The sequence below is a fragment of the Streptomyces thermoalcalitolerans genome, assembly GCF_039525155.1.
GTDB classification, from domain to species: domain Bacteria; phylum Actinomycetota; class Actinomycetes; order Streptomycetales; family Streptomycetaceae; genus Streptomyces; species Streptomyces thermovulgaris.
Genome location: NZ_BAAAHG010000030.1, coordinates 33,594 through 51,735 on the forward strand (window position 1 = coordinate 33,594; position 18,142 = coordinate 51,735).

Annotated in this window: 19 protein-coding genes; 5 read left to right on the forward strand and 14 right to left on the reverse strand. The window is 71.3% G+C overall.

All coding sequences use genetic code 11. The features are described 5' to 3' along the window. Window positions 1–120: 120 nt before the first annotated feature. From ABD224_RS17815 to ABD224_RS17830, 4 genes are all read right to left on the reverse strand, one after another. The gene (locus tag ABD224_RS17815; protein ID WP_344050912.1) at window positions 121–2,277 is read right to left on the reverse strand and encodes a peptidoglycan binding domain-containing protein; all 2,157 of its coding nucleotides are present in this window, start codon (window positions 2,275–2,277) and stop codon (window positions 121–123) included. 156 nt (window positions 2,278–2,433) lie between these two features. After that, window positions 2,434–2,850 (reverse strand): DUF6113 family protein, encoded by a 417-nt coding sequence (locus tag ABD224_RS17820; protein ID WP_344050914.1) that lies wholly within the window; start codon window positions 2,848–2,850, stop codon window positions 2,434–2,436. Continuing rightward, window positions 2,847–3,749, reverse strand: coding sequence for an N-acetyl-1-D-myo-inositol-2-amino-2-deoxy-alpha-D-glucopyranoside deacetylase (gene mshB, locus ABD224_RS17825; RefSeq protein WP_344050917.1), 903 nt, complete (start codon window positions 3,747–3,749; stop codon window positions 2,847–2,849). The genes ABD224_RS17820 and mshB overlap by 4 nt, the downstream gene beginning before the upstream one ends. A 159-nt stretch (window positions 3,750–3,908) precedes the next feature. Beyond that, complete coding sequence (locus ABD224_RS17830; protein WP_344050919.1) at window positions 3,909–4,415, reverse strand: MerR family transcriptional regulator; 507 nt, start codon at window positions 4,413–4,415, stop codon at window positions 3,909–3,911. A gap of 45 nt (window positions 4,416–4,460) precedes the next feature. Here ABD224_RS17830 and ABD224_RS17835 point away from each other — a divergent pair, with 45 nt between their 5' ends. Continuing rightward, the gene (locus ABD224_RS17835) at window positions 4,461–5,072 is read left to right on the forward strand and encodes a class I SAM-dependent methyltransferase (protein WP_344050921.1); all 612 of its coding nucleotides are present in this window, start codon (window positions 4,461–4,463) and stop codon (window positions 5,070–5,072) included. Between the two features lie 28 nt (window positions 5,073–5,100). Here the strand turns inward: ABD224_RS17835 and ABD224_RS17840 are convergent, their stop codons facing one another. Both ABD224_RS17840 and ABD224_RS17845 read right to left on the reverse strand, forming a co-directional pair. Further along, window positions 5,101–6,066 (reverse strand): helix-turn-helix domain-containing protein, encoded by a 966-nt coding sequence (locus ABD224_RS17840; RefSeq protein ID WP_344050923.1) that lies wholly within the window; start codon window positions 6,064–6,066, stop codon window positions 5,101–5,103. Window positions 6,067–6,438: 372 nt separating this feature from the next. Beyond that, window positions 6,439–6,870: an ATP-binding protein gene (locus tag ABD224_RS17845; protein ID WP_385882131.1), complete on the reverse strand. Its 432-nt coding sequence runs from the start codon at window positions 6,868–6,870 to the stop codon at window positions 6,439–6,441. Window positions 6,871–7,011: 141 nt separating this feature from the next. Between ABD224_RS17845 and ABD224_RS17850 the strand changes: the two genes are divergently transcribed. Together ABD224_RS17850 and ABD224_RS17855 are read left to right on the forward strand one after the other, a co-directional pair. Beyond that, window positions 7,012–7,896 (forward strand): helix-turn-helix domain-containing protein, encoded by an 885-nt coding sequence (locus ABD224_RS17850; protein WP_344050925.1) that lies wholly within the window; start codon window positions 7,012–7,014, stop codon window positions 7,894–7,896. Then, entirely contained in the window at window positions 7,893–8,228 is a 336-nt protein-coding gene (locus tag ABD224_RS17855; protein ID WP_344050927.1) for a DUF397 domain-containing protein, read from the forward strand. The genes ABD224_RS17850 and ABD224_RS17855 overlap by 4 nt, the downstream gene beginning before the upstream one ends. Before the next feature lie 15 nt (window positions 8,229–8,243). Here the strand turns inward: ABD224_RS17855 and ABD224_RS17860 are convergent, their stop codons facing one another. Continuing rightward, complete coding sequence (locus tag ABD224_RS17860) at window positions 8,244–8,441, reverse strand: hypothetical protein (protein ID WP_344050930.1); 198 nt, start codon at window positions 8,439–8,441, stop codon at window positions 8,244–8,246. Between the two features lie 20 nt (window positions 8,442–8,461). Between ABD224_RS17860 and ABD224_RS17865 the strand changes: the two genes are divergently transcribed. Beyond that, the gene (locus ABD224_RS17865) at window positions 8,462–8,956 is read left to right on the forward strand and encodes a methyltransferase domain-containing protein (protein ID WP_344050933.1); all 495 of its coding nucleotides are present in this window, start codon (window positions 8,462–8,464) and stop codon (window positions 8,954–8,956) included. A gap of 169 nt (window positions 8,957–9,125) precedes the next feature. Here ABD224_RS17865 and ABD224_RS17870 read toward each other — a convergent pair whose 3' ends face one another. After that, complete coding sequence (locus ABD224_RS17870) at window positions 9,126–9,320, reverse strand: hypothetical protein (protein WP_344050935.1); 195 nt, start codon at window positions 9,318–9,320, stop codon at window positions 9,126–9,128. A gap of 194 nt (window positions 9,321–9,514) precedes the next feature. Between ABD224_RS17870 and ABD224_RS17875 the strand changes: the two genes are divergently transcribed. Beyond that, window positions 9,515–11,632, forward strand: coding sequence for a S9 family peptidase (locus tag ABD224_RS17875; protein WP_344050937.1), 2,118 nt, complete (start codon window positions 9,515–9,517; stop codon window positions 11,630–11,632). Window positions 11,633–11,640: 8 nt separating this feature from the next. On the opposite strand, the gene ABD224_RS17880 is transcribed toward ABD224_RS17875, so the two are convergent. From ABD224_RS17880 to ABD224_RS17905, 6 genes are all read right to left on the reverse strand, one after another. Next, window positions 11,641–12,708, reverse strand: coding sequence for an ABC transporter ATP-binding protein (locus ABD224_RS17880; RefSeq protein ID WP_344050939.1), 1,068 nt, complete (start codon window positions 12,706–12,708; stop codon window positions 11,641–11,643). Continuing rightward, window positions 12,689–13,675: an ABC transporter ATP-binding protein gene (locus ABD224_RS17885; protein WP_344050941.1), complete on the reverse strand. Its 987-nt coding sequence runs from the start codon at window positions 13,673–13,675 to the stop codon at window positions 12,689–12,691. Before ABD224_RS17885 ends, ABD224_RS17880 begins: the two co-directional genes overlap by 20 nt. A 7-nt stretch (window positions 13,676–13,682) precedes the next feature. Next, the gene (locus ABD224_RS17890) at window positions 13,683–14,693 is read right to left on the reverse strand and encodes an ABC transporter permease (RefSeq protein WP_344050943.1); all 1,011 of its coding nucleotides are present in this window, start codon (window positions 14,691–14,693) and stop codon (window positions 13,683–13,685) included. Then, window positions 14,686–15,609: an ABC transporter permease gene (locus ABD224_RS17895; RefSeq protein ID WP_344050945.1), complete on the reverse strand. Its 924-nt coding sequence runs from the start codon at window positions 15,607–15,609 to the stop codon at window positions 14,686–14,688. Before ABD224_RS17895 ends, ABD224_RS17890 begins: the two co-directional genes overlap by 8 nt. 6 nt (window positions 15,610–15,615) lie before the next feature. Continuing rightward, a complete protein-coding gene (locus tag ABD224_RS17900; protein WP_344050947.1) occupies window positions 15,616–17,235 on the reverse strand; it encodes a peptide ABC transporter substrate-binding protein in 1,620 nt (539 codons plus the stop codon). Window positions 17,236–17,548: 313 nt separating this feature from the next. Beyond that, the coding region (locus ABD224_RS17905) for an oligopeptide/dipeptide ABC transporter ATP-binding protein (protein ID WP_344050949.1) at window positions 17,549–18,142 on the reverse strand (594 nt) is incomplete at its 5' end.

Below are 18,142 nucleotides of genomic sequence, written 5' to 3' on the forward strand. Positions count from 1 at the left end.
GCCGGATGACAAATGTCATGCGTACGGGGTGACACGACGCGAGGGCACCCTCGTCCGTGCGGACCGGGTGCCCTCGCGCGGCGCGGGCGGCGGCTCCGTGCGTCCGGGCCGGCCCGGGGGTCAGCTCGGGTCCGTCTCGATGACGACGTCCCGGTCGGTCTTGCTCACCAGGGCCTTGCGCAGAGCGCCGTACACGTCCTGGGGGGTGACGGGGGTCTTCTCCCCGGTGCCCCGGGTGATCAGCACGCCGTCGAAGGCCTTCCCGTAGAGCTCCTCGAGCACCTTCAGGTCGGGGCTGTCGACGAGCTTGCCGTTCACGGCCTTCACCCTGAGGAACTTCCACAGGGACTTCTGCGGGCTGAACTCGATGAAGTGGGTCGCGTCCGTCCGCGCGATGACGTTGGCCGACATCGCGGGCTCCGCGAACTCCTCCATCATCCGGTCGACCTCGGCGTCGGAGACCGTGGGCTGCTGGGTGGTGGTGGGCAGCCGGACCGGTGCGGCCGAGCCCGTCTCCACCTGGGTGCGGTACGCCTGCCGGATCGCCTCGGTCGAACGGGCCGCATCGATGCCCTTGCCCGGCTTGCCGTAGACGGGGACGGCCTTGCCGGACTCGAACTTGATGCCGCCCTCGACCACCGAGCCGGCACCGCCCGAGACGTCCTTCAGGGCGGCCTGCAGCTTCTCCTCGTCGACCGGCATGCGCGGCTCGACCTCGCGCTGGTTGCCGAACAGGGAGCCGATCACGGAGACGGGGTTGTAGTCGCTCTTCGCCGCCGCGCTGGCCGTGGCCTGGGTGTCGAACTGGAGGCCGGCCTGGTCCGGCTTGAGGGTGACCGTCTTGCCGTCGACCGACAGCTTCAGCGGCTGGTTCATCCGCTCGCCGAAGGCCCTGTCGAGCTTCTTCACCGCCTCGTCGCGGGTGCCGCCGCCGATGTCGACGCCGAGCACGGTGGTGCCCTTGGGCACGTCGGAGCGGTTCATCAGCAGCCCGGCGCCGTAGGCGACCCCGGCCACGAGGACCACGCCGCCGACGAGCAGGGGCAGCTTGCCGCGGCCCTTCTTCCGGGCGGCCGTGGAGGCGGCGGTGTCGTCCTGGTCCTCCCCGGGCGCCCCCGGCGGGGTGTGCCCGAAGGAGCCGGGGCCGTCGTCGAACGGCTCGCCCACGCCGGGGGTGATGACCGGCATGTCACGGGTGGTGTCCGCCTGGGCGCCGTGCCTCCGCGCACCGGGACGCGGTGCGGGCTTCTGCGGGGTGAGGACCGCGGTGTCGTCGCTCAGCCCGCCTCCCGGACGTGCGTACGGGCCGGGAGCGCCCGGGGCGCCGGGAGCACCGCCCGGGTGTCCCGCGGGTCCGCCGGCGGTGTTCGGCCGCAGCCGGCCGTCGCCGGTGACCGGGCCGCCGGTCGGGCCCGCGGGTCCCTGGGGACCGCCCGGCCCGCCGGGGCCGTCGAAGCCGCCGGGAGCGCTCTGTCCGGCATGTCCCCTCTGCCCGGTCTGCCCGGCCTGTCCGGTCTGCCCGCTCTGCTCGTCCTGGAACTCCTGGAAGTCCTGGAAGTCGGGGCGCAGCACCGGCAGTGACTCGGTCACGTCGAGGGAGTCGGTGCCGCCGCCGTGGCCGGGGGCGACGGGGCCGCCGGTGGCGCTGGGCAGCCCGGTGCTCTTGGCGGAGCCGGCTCCGGGGCGGGCTCCGGGGCGGGCGCCGGAGGAACCCGCGCCCAGGGGTCCGCTCCCCGTGCCGGAAGGACCCGTACGGGAAGGACCGGTACCGGACGTGCCCGTACCGGAGGGACCCGTGCCGGGCCCGCCCGCCGTGGACGAACCGGCGGACGATCCGGTTGTGTTGGCCGCATCCCCGCTCTGACCGCTCTTTTTCACCGGGAACTTGCGAGGCGCGAACCAGTCGCTGACCGTCTTCTCCTCGGGCTGCGCCGGGGGTTCGGCGGCCGGCTCCGCGGGGGACGTGGTCTCCGGTGCGGCCGGCGTCTGCTGCGTCTCGCTGGCGGTGCCCGCCTCGGCGGTGTCCTCGGCCTTGGCCTCGGAGACGGGCTTGCGCACGACCACCGGAGGAATCGGCCTGGAGCCGGGGATGTTGATCCGGATCCGGGTCGTCAGCGTGGTCTCGGTCTTGCGCTCCTCCGGCCGCGCGGCCGAACGCCCCGCGTCCGCACGGTCGTCGGACACCGCCGGGATGCCGTACGGCGGGGTTCCCGATGGGTAGGCGGGTCCGCCGCGCCCGTTGGGCCCGGAGGACGAGGTGTCAGTTTCACGACTCAAGTCAGGTTCTCCCGGTTGGCTCCGCCGCCCGTCATGACCTCACTGCGGGCGGCTCGGCGGCGCGCACCACCATACTGGCCACTTCCGGCCTGTTTCCCGGGACCGCCGGGGAAACGGGCACCGGCCCTCAGGGGTGGTGCAGGAGGAAGTGGTACGTCACTTGCCGCGTCGGACGCCACCGCCGTCGGGCTGCCGCCCGAGTCCCACGGTGGCGCATATCACAGCAAGAGCCATGCCGCCGAGCAGGAAGACATAGGAACCGCCGCCGGCCGCGAACATGAAGTCCCCTTCCGGACGGCTGGTGGTGAGCAGGACGATCATGACAACCCAGCCCGCGGCACCCGCCACCGCCCCGCCCTTGCTGCCCATGGCCCTCGCCCCGCCCAGGAAGAGCCCGGCGGCACCGGCGAGTGCGAGCAGCAGCCCACCGGGGAACCAGGCGGACTGCACGAGCGCCCCCGCGGCCCCGGTCACGGCACCGAGCAGGACGAGCCCCAGGTAGGCGAGGATCCGTCCGGCGGAGGGAGGCTTGAGAGGCTGCGCGAGCGGGGATCCCGGTCCGGCCGAACTCACGACGCCACCTCCTCGGTCCCCTCGATCCCGGCGATCCCGGCGAACAGATCGGTCTCCACCTCACCAGCCCGTTCCCCGCGCACCAGCTCGTAGTACTCGGTGGTGAAAACGGGCTGGGCAAGCTTATTGGACAGCGCGAAGTACGGTTCGGCCACCTCGATCTGGGTGGCGTGCGCCCGCATGGCGGCGGCCTTGGCGGCGGCGTACGCGGTCCCGTCGATCCGTGTGGTGACGCGCTCGTCGTCGACGACACCGGGAACGTCGCCGACGGTGGCGGGCGTGTCGAACGGCAGCCCGGGCAGCTCGTCCTTGAGCCGGGCGAAGGCGGCCTCGGCCACGGAGCGCGGCACCCGGTTCCAGTAGACCTTGGCGATCCGCCAGGGCTCCCCGAGGCCGGGCCGTACGGCGGGGTCGGCGGCCAGGTCGACGGCGCGCATGGCGATGCGGTGGGCCTGGATGTGGTCGGGGTGGCCGTAGCCGCCGTTGTCGTCGTAGGTGACGAGGACCTGGGGCCGCACCTCGCGGATCACGGCGACGAGGTGCTCGGCGGCCTGGTCGACGTCGGCCTGCCAGAGACAGCCGGGGTCGTCGTTGTCGGGCAGTCCCATCATCCCGGAGTCCTGGTACCGCCCGGCCCCGCCGAGCAGCCGGACGTCCTCCACCCCGAGCTCCCGCATGGCCGCGGCCAGCTCCTGCCGCCGGTGGGCCCCGAGAGCGGCCCCGTTCAGATGCCACAGCTCGGCCGGGATGACCTCGCCCCGCTCCCCCAGCGTGCAGGTCACCAGGGTCACCTGGGCGCCCTCGGCGGCGTACCGCGCCATGGTCGCCCCGTTGTTGATCGACTCGTCGTCGGGATGCGCGTGCACCAGCATCAGCCGTCGAGGGGCCCGTTCCGTCATGGGACCACCCTACGAGGAGCCGGGCCCTGCCCGGCACGGACATCGGCGACGGCCTCCGAGAGATGAGCCACGTCCGGCCTCGGCGGACCGGCTCCGGCCGTGGCCCGCGGTCACGCGTCCGGAGCCGCCCGGACGGCGGTCCCGCACCTCCCGGACGCCTCACGCCCCGCGCGGTACGGCCTCCGGCTCCTCCGGCCGCAGGTCACGATCCTGCCGGCCCAAGTCCGTGTGCCGCCGGCCGGAGTCCGTGTGCTCGGCCGCGAGCTGTTCGAAGGTGGTGCCCGCGAGCAGCCGGTCGAGTGCCTCCACCAGGTGGGGGCACTCCCGGGCCGGGTGCTCGGCCGGGCACCTGAGCGCATGGGTGAGGAAGTCCTTGGCCCCCTGAGCCCGGGAGATCAGCTCCTCCAGCTCCGCGATCTGCTCGCCGACCGTCGCGCGCCACCGCCCGCTCGCGTCGTCCAGCACGGCGGCGGCCGTGTGCAGACGGATGCCCAGCCGCTGGGCGATCCGGAGGAACGCCAGGCGGCGCATCTCCCGCAGACCGTAGACCCGCTTTCCGTTCACTCGTGCCGCCGGTCGCACGAGGCCACGCTCCTCGTAGTAGCGCAGGGCCGAGGTCCGCATGCCGAGTCGCCTGGCGGCCTCACCGATGGGAATCAGGTCCATGCCCTCATGTGACTTCAAGCCGGCTTGAAGCGGGAGCCTGGGCGCATGGAGAGCACGACGCCCTGGACCCTGGGGAAACCGACCCGTTCGCCGTTCGCGGTGCCGAACGGGCTGTCCGGCCGGCTCGCCGGCCGCATCATGCTGTGGACGAACAGGCAACGGGAGCTGCTCGACCTGCTCGACGTCCAGGCGGGAGAGCAGGTCCTGGAAATCGGCTACGGCCCCGGCGGATTGATCCGTCTGCTGCGGCAAACGCCCGCACGGCGGATCTGCGGTGTCGACCCCTCTCCGCAGATGCGCGACCTGGCCGCACGGCCGCACAGGGCGGAGATCGCCGCGGGACGGATCGACCTGCGGCTGGGCACGGCCGAGCGCACGGGCTTCGCCGACGCGGAGTTCGACTGCGTGGTCTCGGTGAACAATGTGGCGATCTGGCCGGATCTCCGGGCAGGACTGAGCGAGATGCACCGGGTGACCCGCACCGGAGGGCGGGTACTGATCGCCTGGCACGGCGGAACGCGGCCCTCCCGCATCGCCCGCGGCCTCGTCCTGCCGCCGGACCAGGCCGCCCGGATCGAGCAGGAGCTGCGCGACCTCTTCTCCACTGTCACACGCCACGAGACGACCACCCTCACCGTCTGGTCCGCCGTCCGCTGACCGGGCGCTGCCACCGCTCCGGCCAAGCTCACCCTTGCCGGACGTCCTCCTGGAGCTCGGTCCGGCAGTCACGGCAGCGGCCGGGTTCGGGAGCGCGGAAGGCGCGGTCGCAGCCGGGGCACTCCTGGAGCGGATGGCGTACCGGCGGCGGAGTGGCCGGGGTGCGGAGCGGAGGCAGGGGCGGAAGCTGGGCCGTGAGGCGGTGGGCCAGGAAGGCCGCGGGACGGCGCAGGCCCTCGGGCGGGAGGTCGGCGGTCAGGGCGTGGCGTACGGCCGCCGGGCTCACCTCGCGCTCCAGCCAGGCGGCGACACCCGGGGCCAGGTGCGCGGTGTCGCAAGAGGAGAGAAGCAGCCGGGGGTCGTGGCGGCGCAGGCCCGCGAGAAGATCGGTGGCCGCCTGGAGAAGCGCGGGAGCGGGGTACGCGGGGCGGGGAACGGCGGGGAGCGGCTTGCGGGACGCCCGCTTCTCGCGTGCCCTGCCCGTCCTGCCCGTCTCGCACGTCGCCTGCTGTTCACGCTTCTCGTGCCGCGGCGGCGCCTCTGCCGGGTGGGCCGGTCGGACCGGTCGGTCGGGAGCGGCGTCGGGCACGGCGGCGTGGTGGCGGCGGGCCGCGGCCGGCTGGTTGCAGGAGATCGTCCGCGTGACGATACGGCCGCCGGACACGCGCTCGCGGACGCGGCGCAGATAGCCGTGGGCCTCCAGCTCACGCAGCGCGGCGGCGATACGGGTGGCTCCCTCGGGGAAACGCGCGGCGAGGCTCTTGATGTCGACGCGGGCGCCCTGCTGGAGCGACTGGAGATGCACGGCGAGGCCGATCGCGAGCAGCGACAGCTCGGGATGCTGGGCCAGGTGGTTGCCGATCACCGTGAAGCGGCTGGTGTGACGGATGTTGTCGTGCACCAGGCCGCCGGTGTGGTGACCCCGGTTCGGGCGTTTGTCGTCCGCAGTACGGGACTGGGCGTGCGGGAGCACGCTAGGGTTCTGGGTACCCATCAGGAAGGTCCTTTCTTCCTTGGTGGTCAGGCCCTCGCCCCGGGATGGCAGTCCCAGCGGGGGCCGTCGCATGTGTACGGTCGCGTTGCTTGTTGCGCCGAGCGTAGGGCTGCCAGGGGCTGCGAAAGCCAGCCGATCCAGGCAGGTTCACCCGCCCGAGTGAGCGCGCTCCCTGGGAGGACGGGTGGGGCTTGGTGGGGTTCTTTCTCCCCTGTCGTTCCTTTTGTTTTCAGTCGCCGACGGCACCGGAGCGCGTGGAAGCGAGTTCCGGTGCCGTTGCCACGGCTGATGGACGAGCGGCCGGCGGGCGGGAAGGCCCGCCCCTCGGCTGGAGCCCCGTGCGCGCACGCCGCGCCCTCACCCGGCCTGCCGTCAGGACGGGAGCCGCAGTTCGGCCCAGACCGTCTTGCGCGGGAAGCGTTCCTCGGCGACGCCCCAGCGGTCGGCGAGGGCCTCCACGAGCAGCAGACCACGGCCCGACTCGGCGTCCGTGCCCGGCTCCCGGGGCTCCGGGCGGCGGTCACTGCGGGTGTCGGTGACCTCGATGCGGAGGGTGCCGCCGACCACATAGAGCGTCAGGCGGAAGCTGCGGCCGGGAACCCGGCCGTGGGTGACCGCGTTCGCCGCCAGCTCCGCCACGATGTGGCTCGCCGTCTCGACCGGGAGCTCCCACGCGCGGAGCTGGTCGGCGGCGAGCAGCCGGGCCAGGCGGGCGCCTCGCGGGGTGGACGACAGAAGCACGCTGAAGTGGGGAACGTCGGTGTCGACGAGTGGGGCTGTGGTCTCGGCAGTTTCCTGATTCACGTCACTCAGCGTGGCCATGCGCCCCTACCGTGATGAGTAATCAATCCACCACGTAGAGCGACTGTCCATGGCTTGTCCGGTGCTGTCCAAGCTGTCGCCGGCGTTTCTACGGGTACGGCACAGCACGACGAAGGAGCACACATGTCGGTGGACGGCGAGGTGGTACGGCCCCGGATCGACGCGGAGACGACGGACGAGCCGGGGTGGGAGGTGGACCCGGAGGACCACTGGGCACTCGCCGTCGTGGCCACCGTGGGACGGCAGTTGAGGCTGCGACGGGAAGCGGTCGGAATGCGCGTCGCGGAGTTCAGCGCGGCCATCGGCTACGGCGACGACCTGGTCTACAAGATCGAGAGCGGAAAGCGGATCCCCCGGCCCGAGTATCTGGACGCGGCAGACAGGATCCTGAACGCCGACGGGCTCGTCTCAGCGATGAAAGAGGACGTGGAGAAGGTCCGGTACCCGAAAAAGGTTCGGGCCCTCGCACAGTTGGAGGCGCGGGCGGTTGAGCTTCAGCTCTACGACCCCCTGAACATCCACGGGTTGTTGCAGACACCGGAGTACGCGCAAGCGCTGTTTCAAATGCGGCGGCCTGTCCATGCCGCAGAAGATGTGGAACGAGGCGTGGCCGCACGCATGGCCCGCAAAGCCGTATTCGAGCGAGATCCCGCACCTGAACTCAGCTTCGTTCAGGACGAGTGGACGCTTCGGCGGCCTCTCGGAGGCAGAGCGGTGATGCGCCGACAGCTCGAACACCTGCTGGAAGTGGGGAAACTGCGGAACGTCGAGATCCAAGTGATGCCAATGGACCGCGAAGAGCACGCCGGAGTGGACGGAGGGATCGAAGTGCTGAAGTTCGAGGACGGCACAGGGGTGGGTCGCTCGCCCGGAATCGCCAACGGCCGACCGGTCAGCGATCTGCGGCAGCTTCGTATCCTGGAGTTGCGGTATGGCATCATCCGGGCGCAGGCTCTCACACCCCGTGAGTCGACTGCCTTGATCGAGCAACTGCTGGGGGAGACATGAGCCGCACGACCTCATCCAGGGACACCTCTGATCTGACGTGGTTCAAGAGCAGCTACAGCAGCGGGGCAGAAATCGACTCCTGCGTGGAAGTAGCGCTGGACTGGTTCAAAAGCAGCTACAGCGACGGCAATGAAGGTGACTCTTGCGTGGAAGTGGCTGGGAGTTGGTTCAAGAGCAGCCACAGCAGCAGCAGTGAGGGTGACTCCTGCGTGGAGATCGCCACCGAGCCCCGCACGGTCCATGTCCGCGACTCCAAGAACATCGACGGCCCCCGGCTCACACTGACGCCGGAGGCCTGGACCCACTTCGTGGCGTACGCCTCCCAGAGCTGATCGCAGAACTGACGTCTACTCGGCCGGGGCACGGGCGACAGCGGCGTCCCGGCCGACGCGCTCCCTCACGGCCTGCTGGAAATGGGCGCACTGGGTGACGTCCTCGTGCTCGCAGCCCAGGGCGCACTCGACAAGGGCCAGGGATGCCTGCGCGGCCGCGATGCGGGAGCGCAGCGCCTCGGTCTCCTCGCGCAGGACGCTCCGCCGCTCCACGGCATCGGCGGCCCCGATCAGTGAACAGACGGCATCGAGGGAGAGCCCTGCCCGGCGCCTCCGTGCACGGCTACCGGGCCGACAAGGTGTTCCACGAGCCGGCCGAGCCGGAGCGGGCGTTGGAGGAGGCCCGCAGGGTTCTCGTGCCCGGAGGGCGGATCCTGCTGGTCGGCCCGGACTGGGACACCCTCGTCATCGACTCCGACGATCCGGCCCTCACCCGCACCCTCGTGCACGCCCGCGCCGACCCGATCACCAACCCACGTGCTGCCCGCCGCTGTCGCACCCTGCTGCTGAACGGCCGCTTCCGCGACGTGACGGTCGAGGTGCACACAAGCGTGTACACCGGACCGGAGATGATGCCCCTGCTTGCCGGTCTGGCCGGAGCAGCCTGCTCCACCGGTGCCGTCACCCGCGAGCAGGCGGACGGCTGGAGCGCCGAGCAGCGTACACGTGTCAACGCCGACCGCTTCTTCCTGGCGCTGCCGGTGTTCACGGCAGCGGCGACCCGGTGAGGCGACGCTCATCCGGCCCGGGCACGGACCGGAGCCCCGTGTCCACGCGTCGCCGTCCCTTGATGCCGACCCGTTGTCACTCCGCCGGGCCGGCGGTGCCGGACGCCCGGGTCAGGCGTGTTGAAGGGCGAGGGTGAAGCCCGCCCTTCGGGGCGTCCGGGCCGGCGGGTCAGAACTTGATACTGCCGATCATCCCCGCGATGTTCGAGGTCACTTCGCTGATCGTCGGTGCGACCGTGGAGGAGGCGAGATAAAAGCCCAGGAGCATGCACACGACCGCGTGACCGGCTTTGAGGCCGGACTTCTTGATCAGTAGGAAGACGATGATCGCCAGCAGCACCACCACCGAAATCGAGAGTGCCACGGCGGCTCACCTCCAAAGGTCCCCAGGACTCGGGGTGTCGGGGGTAACGGGGGTCGGACTATGAGGGGCAGATAAATCCACACAGGGGGCAGCAGGTTCATACCCACTATGCGCTAACGATCATAACTATCCGCACGTGCGCATCGGGTGGCGCACGGCCGCACAAGGGGGCGCATGGCCAATATGGTCTTGGCATGACGACAGAGCCTGTCTCCTTCCCCCGACGGCATGCCCGCACCCAGCGATTCACCCTCGGCGCGCCGCGTGCGTTCACCGTGGCGCCCGACGCCTCCCGCGTGGTGTTCCTGCGGTCCGGGTCCGGCACGGACCGGGCCAACGCGCTGTGGGTGCTCGACCTGGCGAACGGTCAGGAGCGTGTGGCCGCCGACCCCCGTGCCCTTCTCGGCGGCGCCTCCGAGCACCTGTCCCCCGAGGAACGGGCACGCCGGGAGCGAACGCGCGAGGGCGGCGCCGGCATCGTCGGCTATGCCACCGACACAGCCGTGGAGTTGGCGTCTTTCACCTTGTCAGGTCGGCTTTTCACCGCCGAGCTGCGGGCGGGCACCACACGTGAACTGACCGTTCCCGGGCCGGTGATCGACCCCCGTCCCGCCCCCGACGGGCGGCATGTCGCCTATGTCTCCGGCGGCGCTCTGCGGGTCGTGGGCGCCGAGGGGGAGGGCGACCGGGCGCTCGCCGAGCCGGAGAAGGAGGGTGTCACCTACGGTCTCGCGGAGTTCATCGCGGCCGAGGAGATGCACCGTCACCGGGGCTTCTGGTGGGCGCCGGAGTCGGACCGGCTGCTCGTGGCGCGGGTGGACGACACACCGGTGCGGCAGTGGTGGATCTCCGATCCGGCGCACCCCGAACGGGAGCCGAGCCGGGTCCGCTACCCGGCCGCCGGTACCGCCAACGCGGAGGTACGGCTGTTCGTCCTTGACGTGAAAGGGAGCCGTACGGAGGTCGTCTGGGACCGGGACCGCTACCCGTATCTGGCTCATGTGCACTGGTCAGAGGCCGGGGCGCCGCTGTTGCTCGTACAGGCGCGCGATCAACGCAGTCAGCTGTATCTGGCCGTGGACCCCGACACCGGGGCCACGCGCATGGTGCACGCCGACGAGGATCCAACTTGGCTTGATCTTTTCCCCGGGGTTCCGTGCTGGTCCCCCTCCGGACAGCTCGTCCGGATCGAGGACGAGGGCGGTGCGCGGGTGCTGGCGGTCGGCGAACGTCCGCTCACCGGAGCGCAGTTGCATGTGCGGGCCGTGCTGGACGTGTCGGACGACGACGTGCTGGTCTCCGCCTCGGCCGGGGAGGAGGCCGCCACGCCCGAGATCGGCGAGGTGCATGTCTACCGGGTCAACGAACTCGGCGTGGAGCGGGTGAGCCAGGAGCCCGGTGTGCACTCCGCCGTCCGCGCCGGGGGTGTGACCGTGCTCGTCTCCGCGACGCCCGACCGGCCCGGCGCCCGGGTGCGGGTGCTGCGCGAGGGCCGGACGGTGGCCACCGTCCGGTCCCACGCGGAGGATCCCGGGCTGTCTCCCCGCGTGACCCTCACTCAGGGGGGCGCACGCCGAATTCCGTGCGCCGTGCTCATGCCTACGGACTACTCCGGCGATACGCCTCTCCCCGTGCTCATGGATCCGTACGGCGGTCCGCACGGCCCCCGGGTGCTCGCCTCGCACAACGCGTATCTCACCTCCCAGTGGTTCGCCGACCAGGGCTTCGCGGTGATCGTCGCCGACGGCCGGGGCACCCCGGGCCGCTCCCCCGCCTGGGAGAAGGCCGTCCACCACGACTTCACGGTCACCCTCGACGACCAGATCGAGGCCCTGCACGACCTCGCGAAGACCCATCCGCTCGACCTCGGCCGGGTGGCGATCCGGGGCTGGTCCTACGGCGGCTACCTGGCGGCCCTGGCCGTGCTGCGCCGCCCGGACGTCTTCCACGCGGGCATCGCGGGCGCCCCGGTCACCGACTGGCGGCTGTACGACACCCACTACACCGAGCGGTACCTGGGCGACCCGGCCGCGCACCCGGAGGTGTACGCCCGCAGCTCCCTGGTCACCGACGACGGGCTGTCCGACCCTGCCGAGCCGCACCGGCCGCTGATGATCGTGCACGGTCTGGCCGACGACAACGTGGTGGTCGCCCATGCCCTGCGGCTGTCCTCCGCGCTGCTCGCGGCCGGCCGCCCGCACGAGGTGCTGCCGCTGTCCGGGGTCACCCATATGACTCCGCAGGAGCAGGTCGCCGAGAATCTGCTCCTGCTCCAGGTGGACTTCCTCAAGCGCTCCCTGGGACTTCGCTGAGCATCCGTTCAGTGCGTCTCCGAGCCGCCGTCCCCGTCGGCGTCCGGCTCCCCGGGCGGCACCACCCGCCGCTCCGCCGCGAAGTGGCACGCCGAGTCGTGCGCGGCCGGTCCGGCGCCGTGGCGGAACTGCGCGGGCACCGCCAGCGGCGGCACCTCCAGCGCGCAGCGCTCCCGCGCCTTGAAGCAGCGGGTGCGGAAGCGGCAGCCGGAGGGGATGTCCGCCGGGGACGGCACATCGCCCGAGAGGATGATCCGGTCCCGGCGGTCCCGGGCGTCCGGATCGGGCACGGGGACGGCGGACAGCAGCGCCTGGGTGTAGGGGTGCGTGGGATGCTCGTAGATCTGCTCGTCCGTGCCGATCTCGACGATCCTGCCGAGGTACATCACCCCCACCCGGTCGGAGATGTGCCGCACGACCGACAGGTCGTGCGCGATGAAGACGTAGGACAGGCCGAACTCGTCCTGCAGCCGCTCCATCAGGTTGATCACCTGCGCCTGCACGGACACGTCCAGGGCGGAGACCGGTTCATCGGCGACGACGATCTCCGGGCGCAGGGCCAGTGCCCGGGCGATGCCGATGCGCTGACGCTGCCCGCCGGAGAACTGGTGCGGATAGCGGTTGACGTAGTCCGGGTCGAGGCCGACCACGTCCAGCAGCTCCCGCACCTTCCGGCGCCGGTCGCCCTTCGGGGCCGCCTCGGGGTGGATCTCGAAGGGCTCGCCGATGATGTCGCCCACCGTCATCCGGGGGTTGAGCGAGGTGTACGGGTCCTGGAACACCATCTGGATGTTGCGGCGCACCGCCTTCAGGGCCCTGCCGGACAGCTGGGTGATGTCCTCGCCCCGGTAGCGGATCCCGCCCGCCGTGGGCCGCTCCAGGCTGCACAGCAGCCTGGCGACCGTCGACTTGCCGCAGCCGGACTCGCCCACGATGCCCAGGGTCTCGCCCCGGCCGAGGGTGAAGTCCACGCCGTCGACCGCCCTGACCGCGCCGATGCGCTTCTTGAACAGGACGCCCCGGGTCAGCGGGTAGTGCTTGACGAGCCCGCTCACCTCAAGGACCGGCTCGGCCATCCAGGCACTCCCTCCAGAAGTGGCAGGCGCTCGCGCGGGTTCCGGAGACCTCGTACAGGGGCGGTACGTCCGTCCGGCACACCTCCCGGGCCAGGGGGCAGCGGGGGTGGAAGGCGCAACCGGGCGGAAGGGACCGCGGGTTGGGCGGCATCCCCCTGACGACGCGGAGCCGCCGGCCCTTGTGGTCCAGGCGCGGGACCGAGTCCAGCAGTCCGCGGGTGTACGGGTGCGCGGGCGCCCGGTAGAGGTCGTGCACCGGCGCCGACTCCACGATCCGGCCCGCGTACATCACCGCGATCCTGTCGGCGACGTCGGCGACCACGCCCAGGTCGTGGGTGATGAGGATCAGGCCCATCCCGTGGGCGCGCCGGAGCTCGGCGAGCAGGTCCATCACCTGGGCCTGGACGGTGACGTCGAGCGCGGTGGTGGGCTCGTCGGCGATGATCAGGTCGGGCTCCAGGGCCAGCGCCATGGCGATCATGACGCGCTGGCGCATGCCGCCGGAGAACTGGTGCGGGTAGTCGCGCACCCGCCGGGCGGCGGCCGGGATGCGGACCCGGTCCATCAGCTCCACCGCCCTGGCGCGGGCGTCCTTGCGGGACATGCCCCGGTGCACGGTGAACAGCTCGCCGATCTGGTCGCCGACGGTCAGCACGGGGTTCAGGGCGGACAGCGCGTCCTGGAAGATCATCGCCATCCGGGCGCCCCGGAACCTCCGCCGCTGCTCCTCCTTCAGCGTCAGCAGGTCCGTGCCGCGGAAGAGGACCCGGCCGCCGCCGATCCGGCCGGGCGGGATGTCGAGGATGCCCATGATCGCCTGCGCGGTGACGGACTTGCCGGAGCCGGACTCCCCCAGCACCGCGAGCGTCTCGCCCGCGTCCACCGCGTACGTGACCCCGTTGACGGCGTGGGCGATCCCGTCCCGGGTGCGGAACTCCACGTGCAGATCGCGGACTTCGAGCAGCACGGTGCCGTCACCTCAGCCTCGGGTCGAGGGCGTCGCGCACCGCGTCGCCGAGCATGATGAAGGCCAGGACCGTGAGCGCGAGGGCTCCGGCGGGCCACAGCAGGGCATGCGGGGCGTTGCGGACATAGGGGGAGGCGGCGGAGATGTCGACGCCCCAGGAGACACTGGGCGGCTTCAGCCCGACGCCGAGGTAGGACAAGGTGGCCTCCAGCGCGATGTACGTGCCGAGCGCGATGGTGGCGACGACGATCACCGGGGCGACGGCGTTGGGCGCGATGTGCCGCAGCAGGACGCGGGCGGGGGAGGCGCCCAGGGCGCGGGCGGCCTGGACGTAGTCGTGCTGGGTGACGGTGATGACCGAGCCGCGGGCGATGCGGAAGACCTGCGGCCAGCCGAGCAGCACGATGAACCCGACGACCGGCCAGACGGTGTCGCTGGTGATGACGGACAGCAGGACGAGACCGCCGAGGACGACGGGGATGGCGAAGAAGACGTCGGTGATCCGGGACAGGACGGCGTCCCCGATCCCGCCGAAGAACCCGGCGAGCCCGCCCAGCACCGAGCCCAGGAGCGCGACCCCGAGCGTGGCGCACACGCCGACCGTGACGGAGGTGCGGGCGCCGTGGACGGTGCGGGTGTAGACGTCGCAGCCCTGGCCGTCGAAGCCGAAGGGGTGGCCGGGCGCCGGGCCGTCCTGGGCCCGGGCCAGGTCGCAGGCGAGGGGGTTGCCCGGGGCGATCAGGGACGGCCGGATCGCGATGACGACCAGGAAGCAGATCACCAGCGCGGAGACGAGGAAGACGGGGTTGCGGCGCAGGTCGCGCCAGGCGTCGGACCACAGGGAGCGGGGCCGTCCGCCCGGGGCGCCCGGGGGACGCGGTGCGGCGGGTCCGGTGCCCCCGGGGCCGTCCGGCGCCCGTTCCAGGCCGCGCGCCTCGCTCGCCGCGAGGTCCATCGCGCCGCCCGTGCCGGTCCCGGCGACGGCCTGCCCGGGCTCGTCGGGTCGCCGCTCAGGCATAGCGGATCCTCGGGTCGAGCACGGCGTACAGCAGGTCCACGAGCAGGTTGGCGGCCAGGAAGACCAGGACGAGGACGGTGACGAAGCCGACGACGGTCTGGGTGTTCTGGCGGAGGATGCCCTGGTAGAGCTGGTAGCCGACGCCGTGGATGTTGAAGATGCGCTCGGTGACGATGGCGCCGCCCATCAGGGCGCCGATGTCGGTGCCGATGAAGGTGACCACGGGGATGAGCGAGTTGCGCAGCAGGTGCCGCACGACGATCCGGCGGCGGGGCAGCCCCTTGGCGACGGCCGTGCGGATGTAGTCGGAGCGCCGGTTCTCGGCGAGGGAGGTACGGGTCAGCCGGGTGACGTAGGCGAGGGAGACGGAGGCGAGGACCAGGCCGGGCACGATCAGCTCGCCGAGGGCCGCGTCCGGGGAGACGGAGGGTGTGATCCAGCCCCACTGGACACCGAGCAGCAGTTGCAGCAGCAGGCCGGTGACGAAGGTGGGGACGGCGATGACGACGAGGGTGAGGACGAGGACCGAGGTGTCGACGGGCCGGCCGCGGCGCAGCCCGGTCACCACGCCGAGCGTGATGCCGACGACGATCTCGAAGAAGATCGCGACGGCGGTCAGCCGGAGGGTGACGGGGAACGCCGACGCCATCAGCTCGAGGACGGGCCGGCCGTTGAACGCCGTGCCGAAGTCACCGGTGAAGACGTTGCCCAGGTAGGTCGCGTACTGCCGCCACAGCGGCTTGTCGAGGCCGAACTCCCGCCTGAGCTGGGCGGCGGTGGCGGTGTCGCAGGCGCGTTCGCCGCACAGTCCGGCGATGGGGTCGCCCATGACGTTGACCATGAGGAAGATCAGCAGCGTGGCCCCGAAGAAGACGGGGACCATCTGGAGCAGCCGGCGCACGACGTACCGTCCCATGGCGGCTCAGCCGACCCTGATCCGGTCGTAGACGGGGACGCTGAAGGGGTTGAGCGCGACGTCGTGCAGCCGGGCGGAGTAGCCGGCGCTGCCGTTCTGGTACCAGAGCGGGATGGCGGCCATGTCGTCGCGTACGACCTCCTCGGCCTGCTGGAAGAGCCGGATCGCCTTCGCCGTGTCGCTCTCGGCGTTGGCCTGGTCGACGAGACGGTCGAACGTCTTGTTGGACCACTTGCCGTCGTTGGAGGAGGCGTTCGTGTAATAGAGCGGCTGGAGGAAGTTCTGGATGAGCGGGTAGTCCATCTGCCAGCCGGCCCGGAAGGGCCCGGTCATCCTGTGCCGGCCGATCCGGTCGCGGAAGTCGGCGAAGGTGCCGACCGGGTCGCCGACGCACGCCTTGTCGTTGCCGAGCGCGTTGTTGATGGAGTGGCACACGGCGTCCACCCACTGCCGGTGCGAGCCGCTGTCCGCGTTGTACGTGATCCTCACCTGGCCGCCGGGGAGCCCGCCGCCCTCCTGGATCAGCTTTCTGGCCGCCGCGGGGTCGTAGCGGCAGGCGCTGCCGCACAGGCCCGGCTTGTAGCCGCCGTCGGTGCCGAGGACCGGGGAGGTCCAGTCGGTGGCGGGGGTGCGGGTGCCCCGGAAGATGGTCCGGGTGATCTGCTCGCGGTTGATGGCCATGGACAGGCCGATGCGGACCTTCCTGGCCCCGCTGGTCCTCCACCGCGGGTCGTAGTGCGGGAAGACCAGGGTCTGGAGGATCCCGGCCGGGGTGTTGATGTAGCGGCCGTCCAGGTCGGTTCTGACGTTCTTGAGCTGGCCGGCGGGGATGTCGTCGACGAGGTCGAGGTTGCCGGCCAGGACGTCGGTGTACGCGGTGTTGTTGTCGGTGTAGACGATCAGGGTCACCCCGTCGTTCCGGGCCTTGTCGGGGCCGGGGTAGGCGTCCCACTTCCGCAGGGTCATCTGGGCGCCCTTGGTGTACGACTCGACGACGTACGGGCCGTTGCCGACGGGCTTGTCCAGCCAGGCCGAGCGGTGGGTGAAGAAGGCGCGGGGCAGCGGGGCGAAGGCGACGTAGCCGAGGGTGTCGGGGAAGGTGGAGAACTTCTGGCGGAGGGTGACGGTGAAGGTGCGCGGACCGGTGACCTTGAGCCCGGAGAGGGCGTCGGCGGTCTGGGGACCGGTTTCGGGGTGGACCTTGTCGTAGCCCTCGATGTAGCTGAAGAAGTACGCGTTCTTCTGGTTGTTCCTCAGGCTCGCGCCGTAGTTCCAGGCGTCGACGAAGGACCTGGCGGTGACCGGCTCGCCGTTGCTGAACGTCCATCCGTTTTTGACGGTGATGGTGAAGTGCCGGGAATCGGTGGTCTCGATCCGCTCGGCGAGCATGTTCTCGGCCTTGCCGGTCTTCGGGTCGTACCGCTTCAGCCCCCGAAAGATCATGTCGAGGACCTTGCCGCCCTGCACCTCGTTGGTGTTGGACGGCTCCAGCGGGTTCTGCGGATCTCCCCAGGAGGAGGTGAGCACCCTGCCGCCACGGTCGCTCGCCCCGCCTCCGCAGGCGGCGAGGGCGAGCAGGACCACCGCCGCGCCCGCGGCCCACCGGGCGCGTGCGACTCCACGCATGGGGTGTGCCTCCTCGGGGTGCGATGACCTGAGGACATATCAGCACATTACCCGCATATCTCATATTTGCCGCACCGCGAGGGCACCCGTCCGGCCGGGCGTCCATTCAGCCGGACGGCGGCCGTCCCCGGCCGCCCCTGATCATGGGCCGTCCCTGGTCAGCCGGTTTTCGTGATGTTCTTGCGGTTCCCTCGCGGTTCTCCCGCGGCTTCCCGGCGGCTTGCTCGCGCGGCTTCCTGGCGGTGTCCGCCCAGGACGCCGGTTCCCGGCGCCCCTGGGGGACGCCGGGAACCGGAACGGGCCGCAGAAGAGCTCACGCCGCGTGGACGACGTCCTTCTCCTCGGCGAAGTGGCAGGCCGACTCGTGGGCCGCCGGGGAGTCCGTGCCCTTGAAGCGCTCGGGGACGGCGAGGAGCGGGACCTCCTCGGCGCACTTGGCCTGGGCCTTCCAGCAGCGGGTGCGGAAGCGGCAGCCCGAGGGCGGGTTGGCCGGGGACGGCACATCGCCGGTGAGGATGATCCGCTCGCGGCTGCCGCGGGTCTCCGGGTCGGGCACGGGGACGGCGGACAGCAGCGCCTGGGTGTAGGGGTGCGTCGGGTGGTCGTAGATCTGCTCGTCCGTGCCGATCTCGGCGATCCTGCCGAGGTACATCACTCCCACCCGGTCGGAGATGTGCCGGACGACCGACAGGTCGTGCGCGATGAAGATGTAGGACAGGTTGAACTCGTCCTGCAGCCGCTCCATCAGGTTGATCACCTGCGCCTGCACGGACACGTCCAGCGCCGAGACCGGCTCGTCGCAGATGATGATCTCCGGGCGCAGGGCCAGTGCCCGGGCGATGCCGATGCGCTGACGCTGACCGCCGGAGAACTGGTGCGGGTAGCGGTTGATGTACTCCGGGTTGAG

What these genes read in the sequence shown, in the direction of transcription:
- ABD224_RS17875 (WP_344050937.1), top strand. Translation starts at nt 9,515, where the DNA reads ATGACGACAGAGCCTGTCTCCTTCCCCCGACGGCATGCCCGCACCCAG.
- ABD224_RS17890 (WP_344050943.1), bottom strand. Translation starts at nt 14,693, where the DNA reads ATGCCTGAGCGGCGACCCGACGAGCCCGGGCAGGCCGTCGCCGGGACC.
- ABD224_RS17880 (WP_344050939.1), bottom strand. Translation starts at nt 12,708, where the DNA reads ATGGCCGAGCCGGTCCTTGAGGTGAGCGGGCTCGTCAAGCACTACCCG.
- ABD224_RS17835 (WP_344050921.1), top strand. Translation starts at nt 4,461, where the DNA reads ATGGAGAGCACGACGCCCTGGACCCTGGGGAAACCGACCCGTTCGCCG.
- ABD224_RS17850 (WP_344050925.1), top strand. Translation starts at nt 7,012, where the DNA reads ATGTCGGTGGACGGCGAGGTGGTACGGCCCCGGATCGACGCGGAGACG.
- ABD224_RS17900 (WP_344050947.1), bottom strand. Translation starts at nt 17,235, where the DNA reads ATGCGTGGAGTCGCACGCGCCCGGTGGGCCGCGGGCGCGGCGGTGGTC.
- mshB (WP_344050917.1), bottom strand. Translation starts at nt 3,749, where the DNA reads ATGACGGAACGGGCCCCTCGACGGCTGATGCTGGTGCACGCGCATCCC.
- ABD224_RS17855 (WP_344050927.1), top strand. Translation starts at nt 7,893, where the DNA reads ATGAGCCGCACGACCTCATCCAGGGACACCTCTGATCTGACGTGGTTC.
- ABD224_RS17830 (WP_344050919.1), bottom strand. Translation starts at nt 4,415, where the DNA reads ATGGACCTGATTCCCATCGGTGAGGCCGCCAGGCGACTCGGCATGCGG.
- ABD224_RS17840 (WP_344050923.1), bottom strand. Translation starts at nt 6,066, where the DNA reads ATGGGTACCCAGAACCCTAGCGTGCTCCCGCACGCCCAGTCCCGTACT.
- ABD224_RS17895 (WP_344050945.1), bottom strand. Translation starts at nt 15,609, where the DNA reads ATGGGACGGTACGTCGTGCGCCGGCTGCTCCAGATGGTCCCCGTCTTC.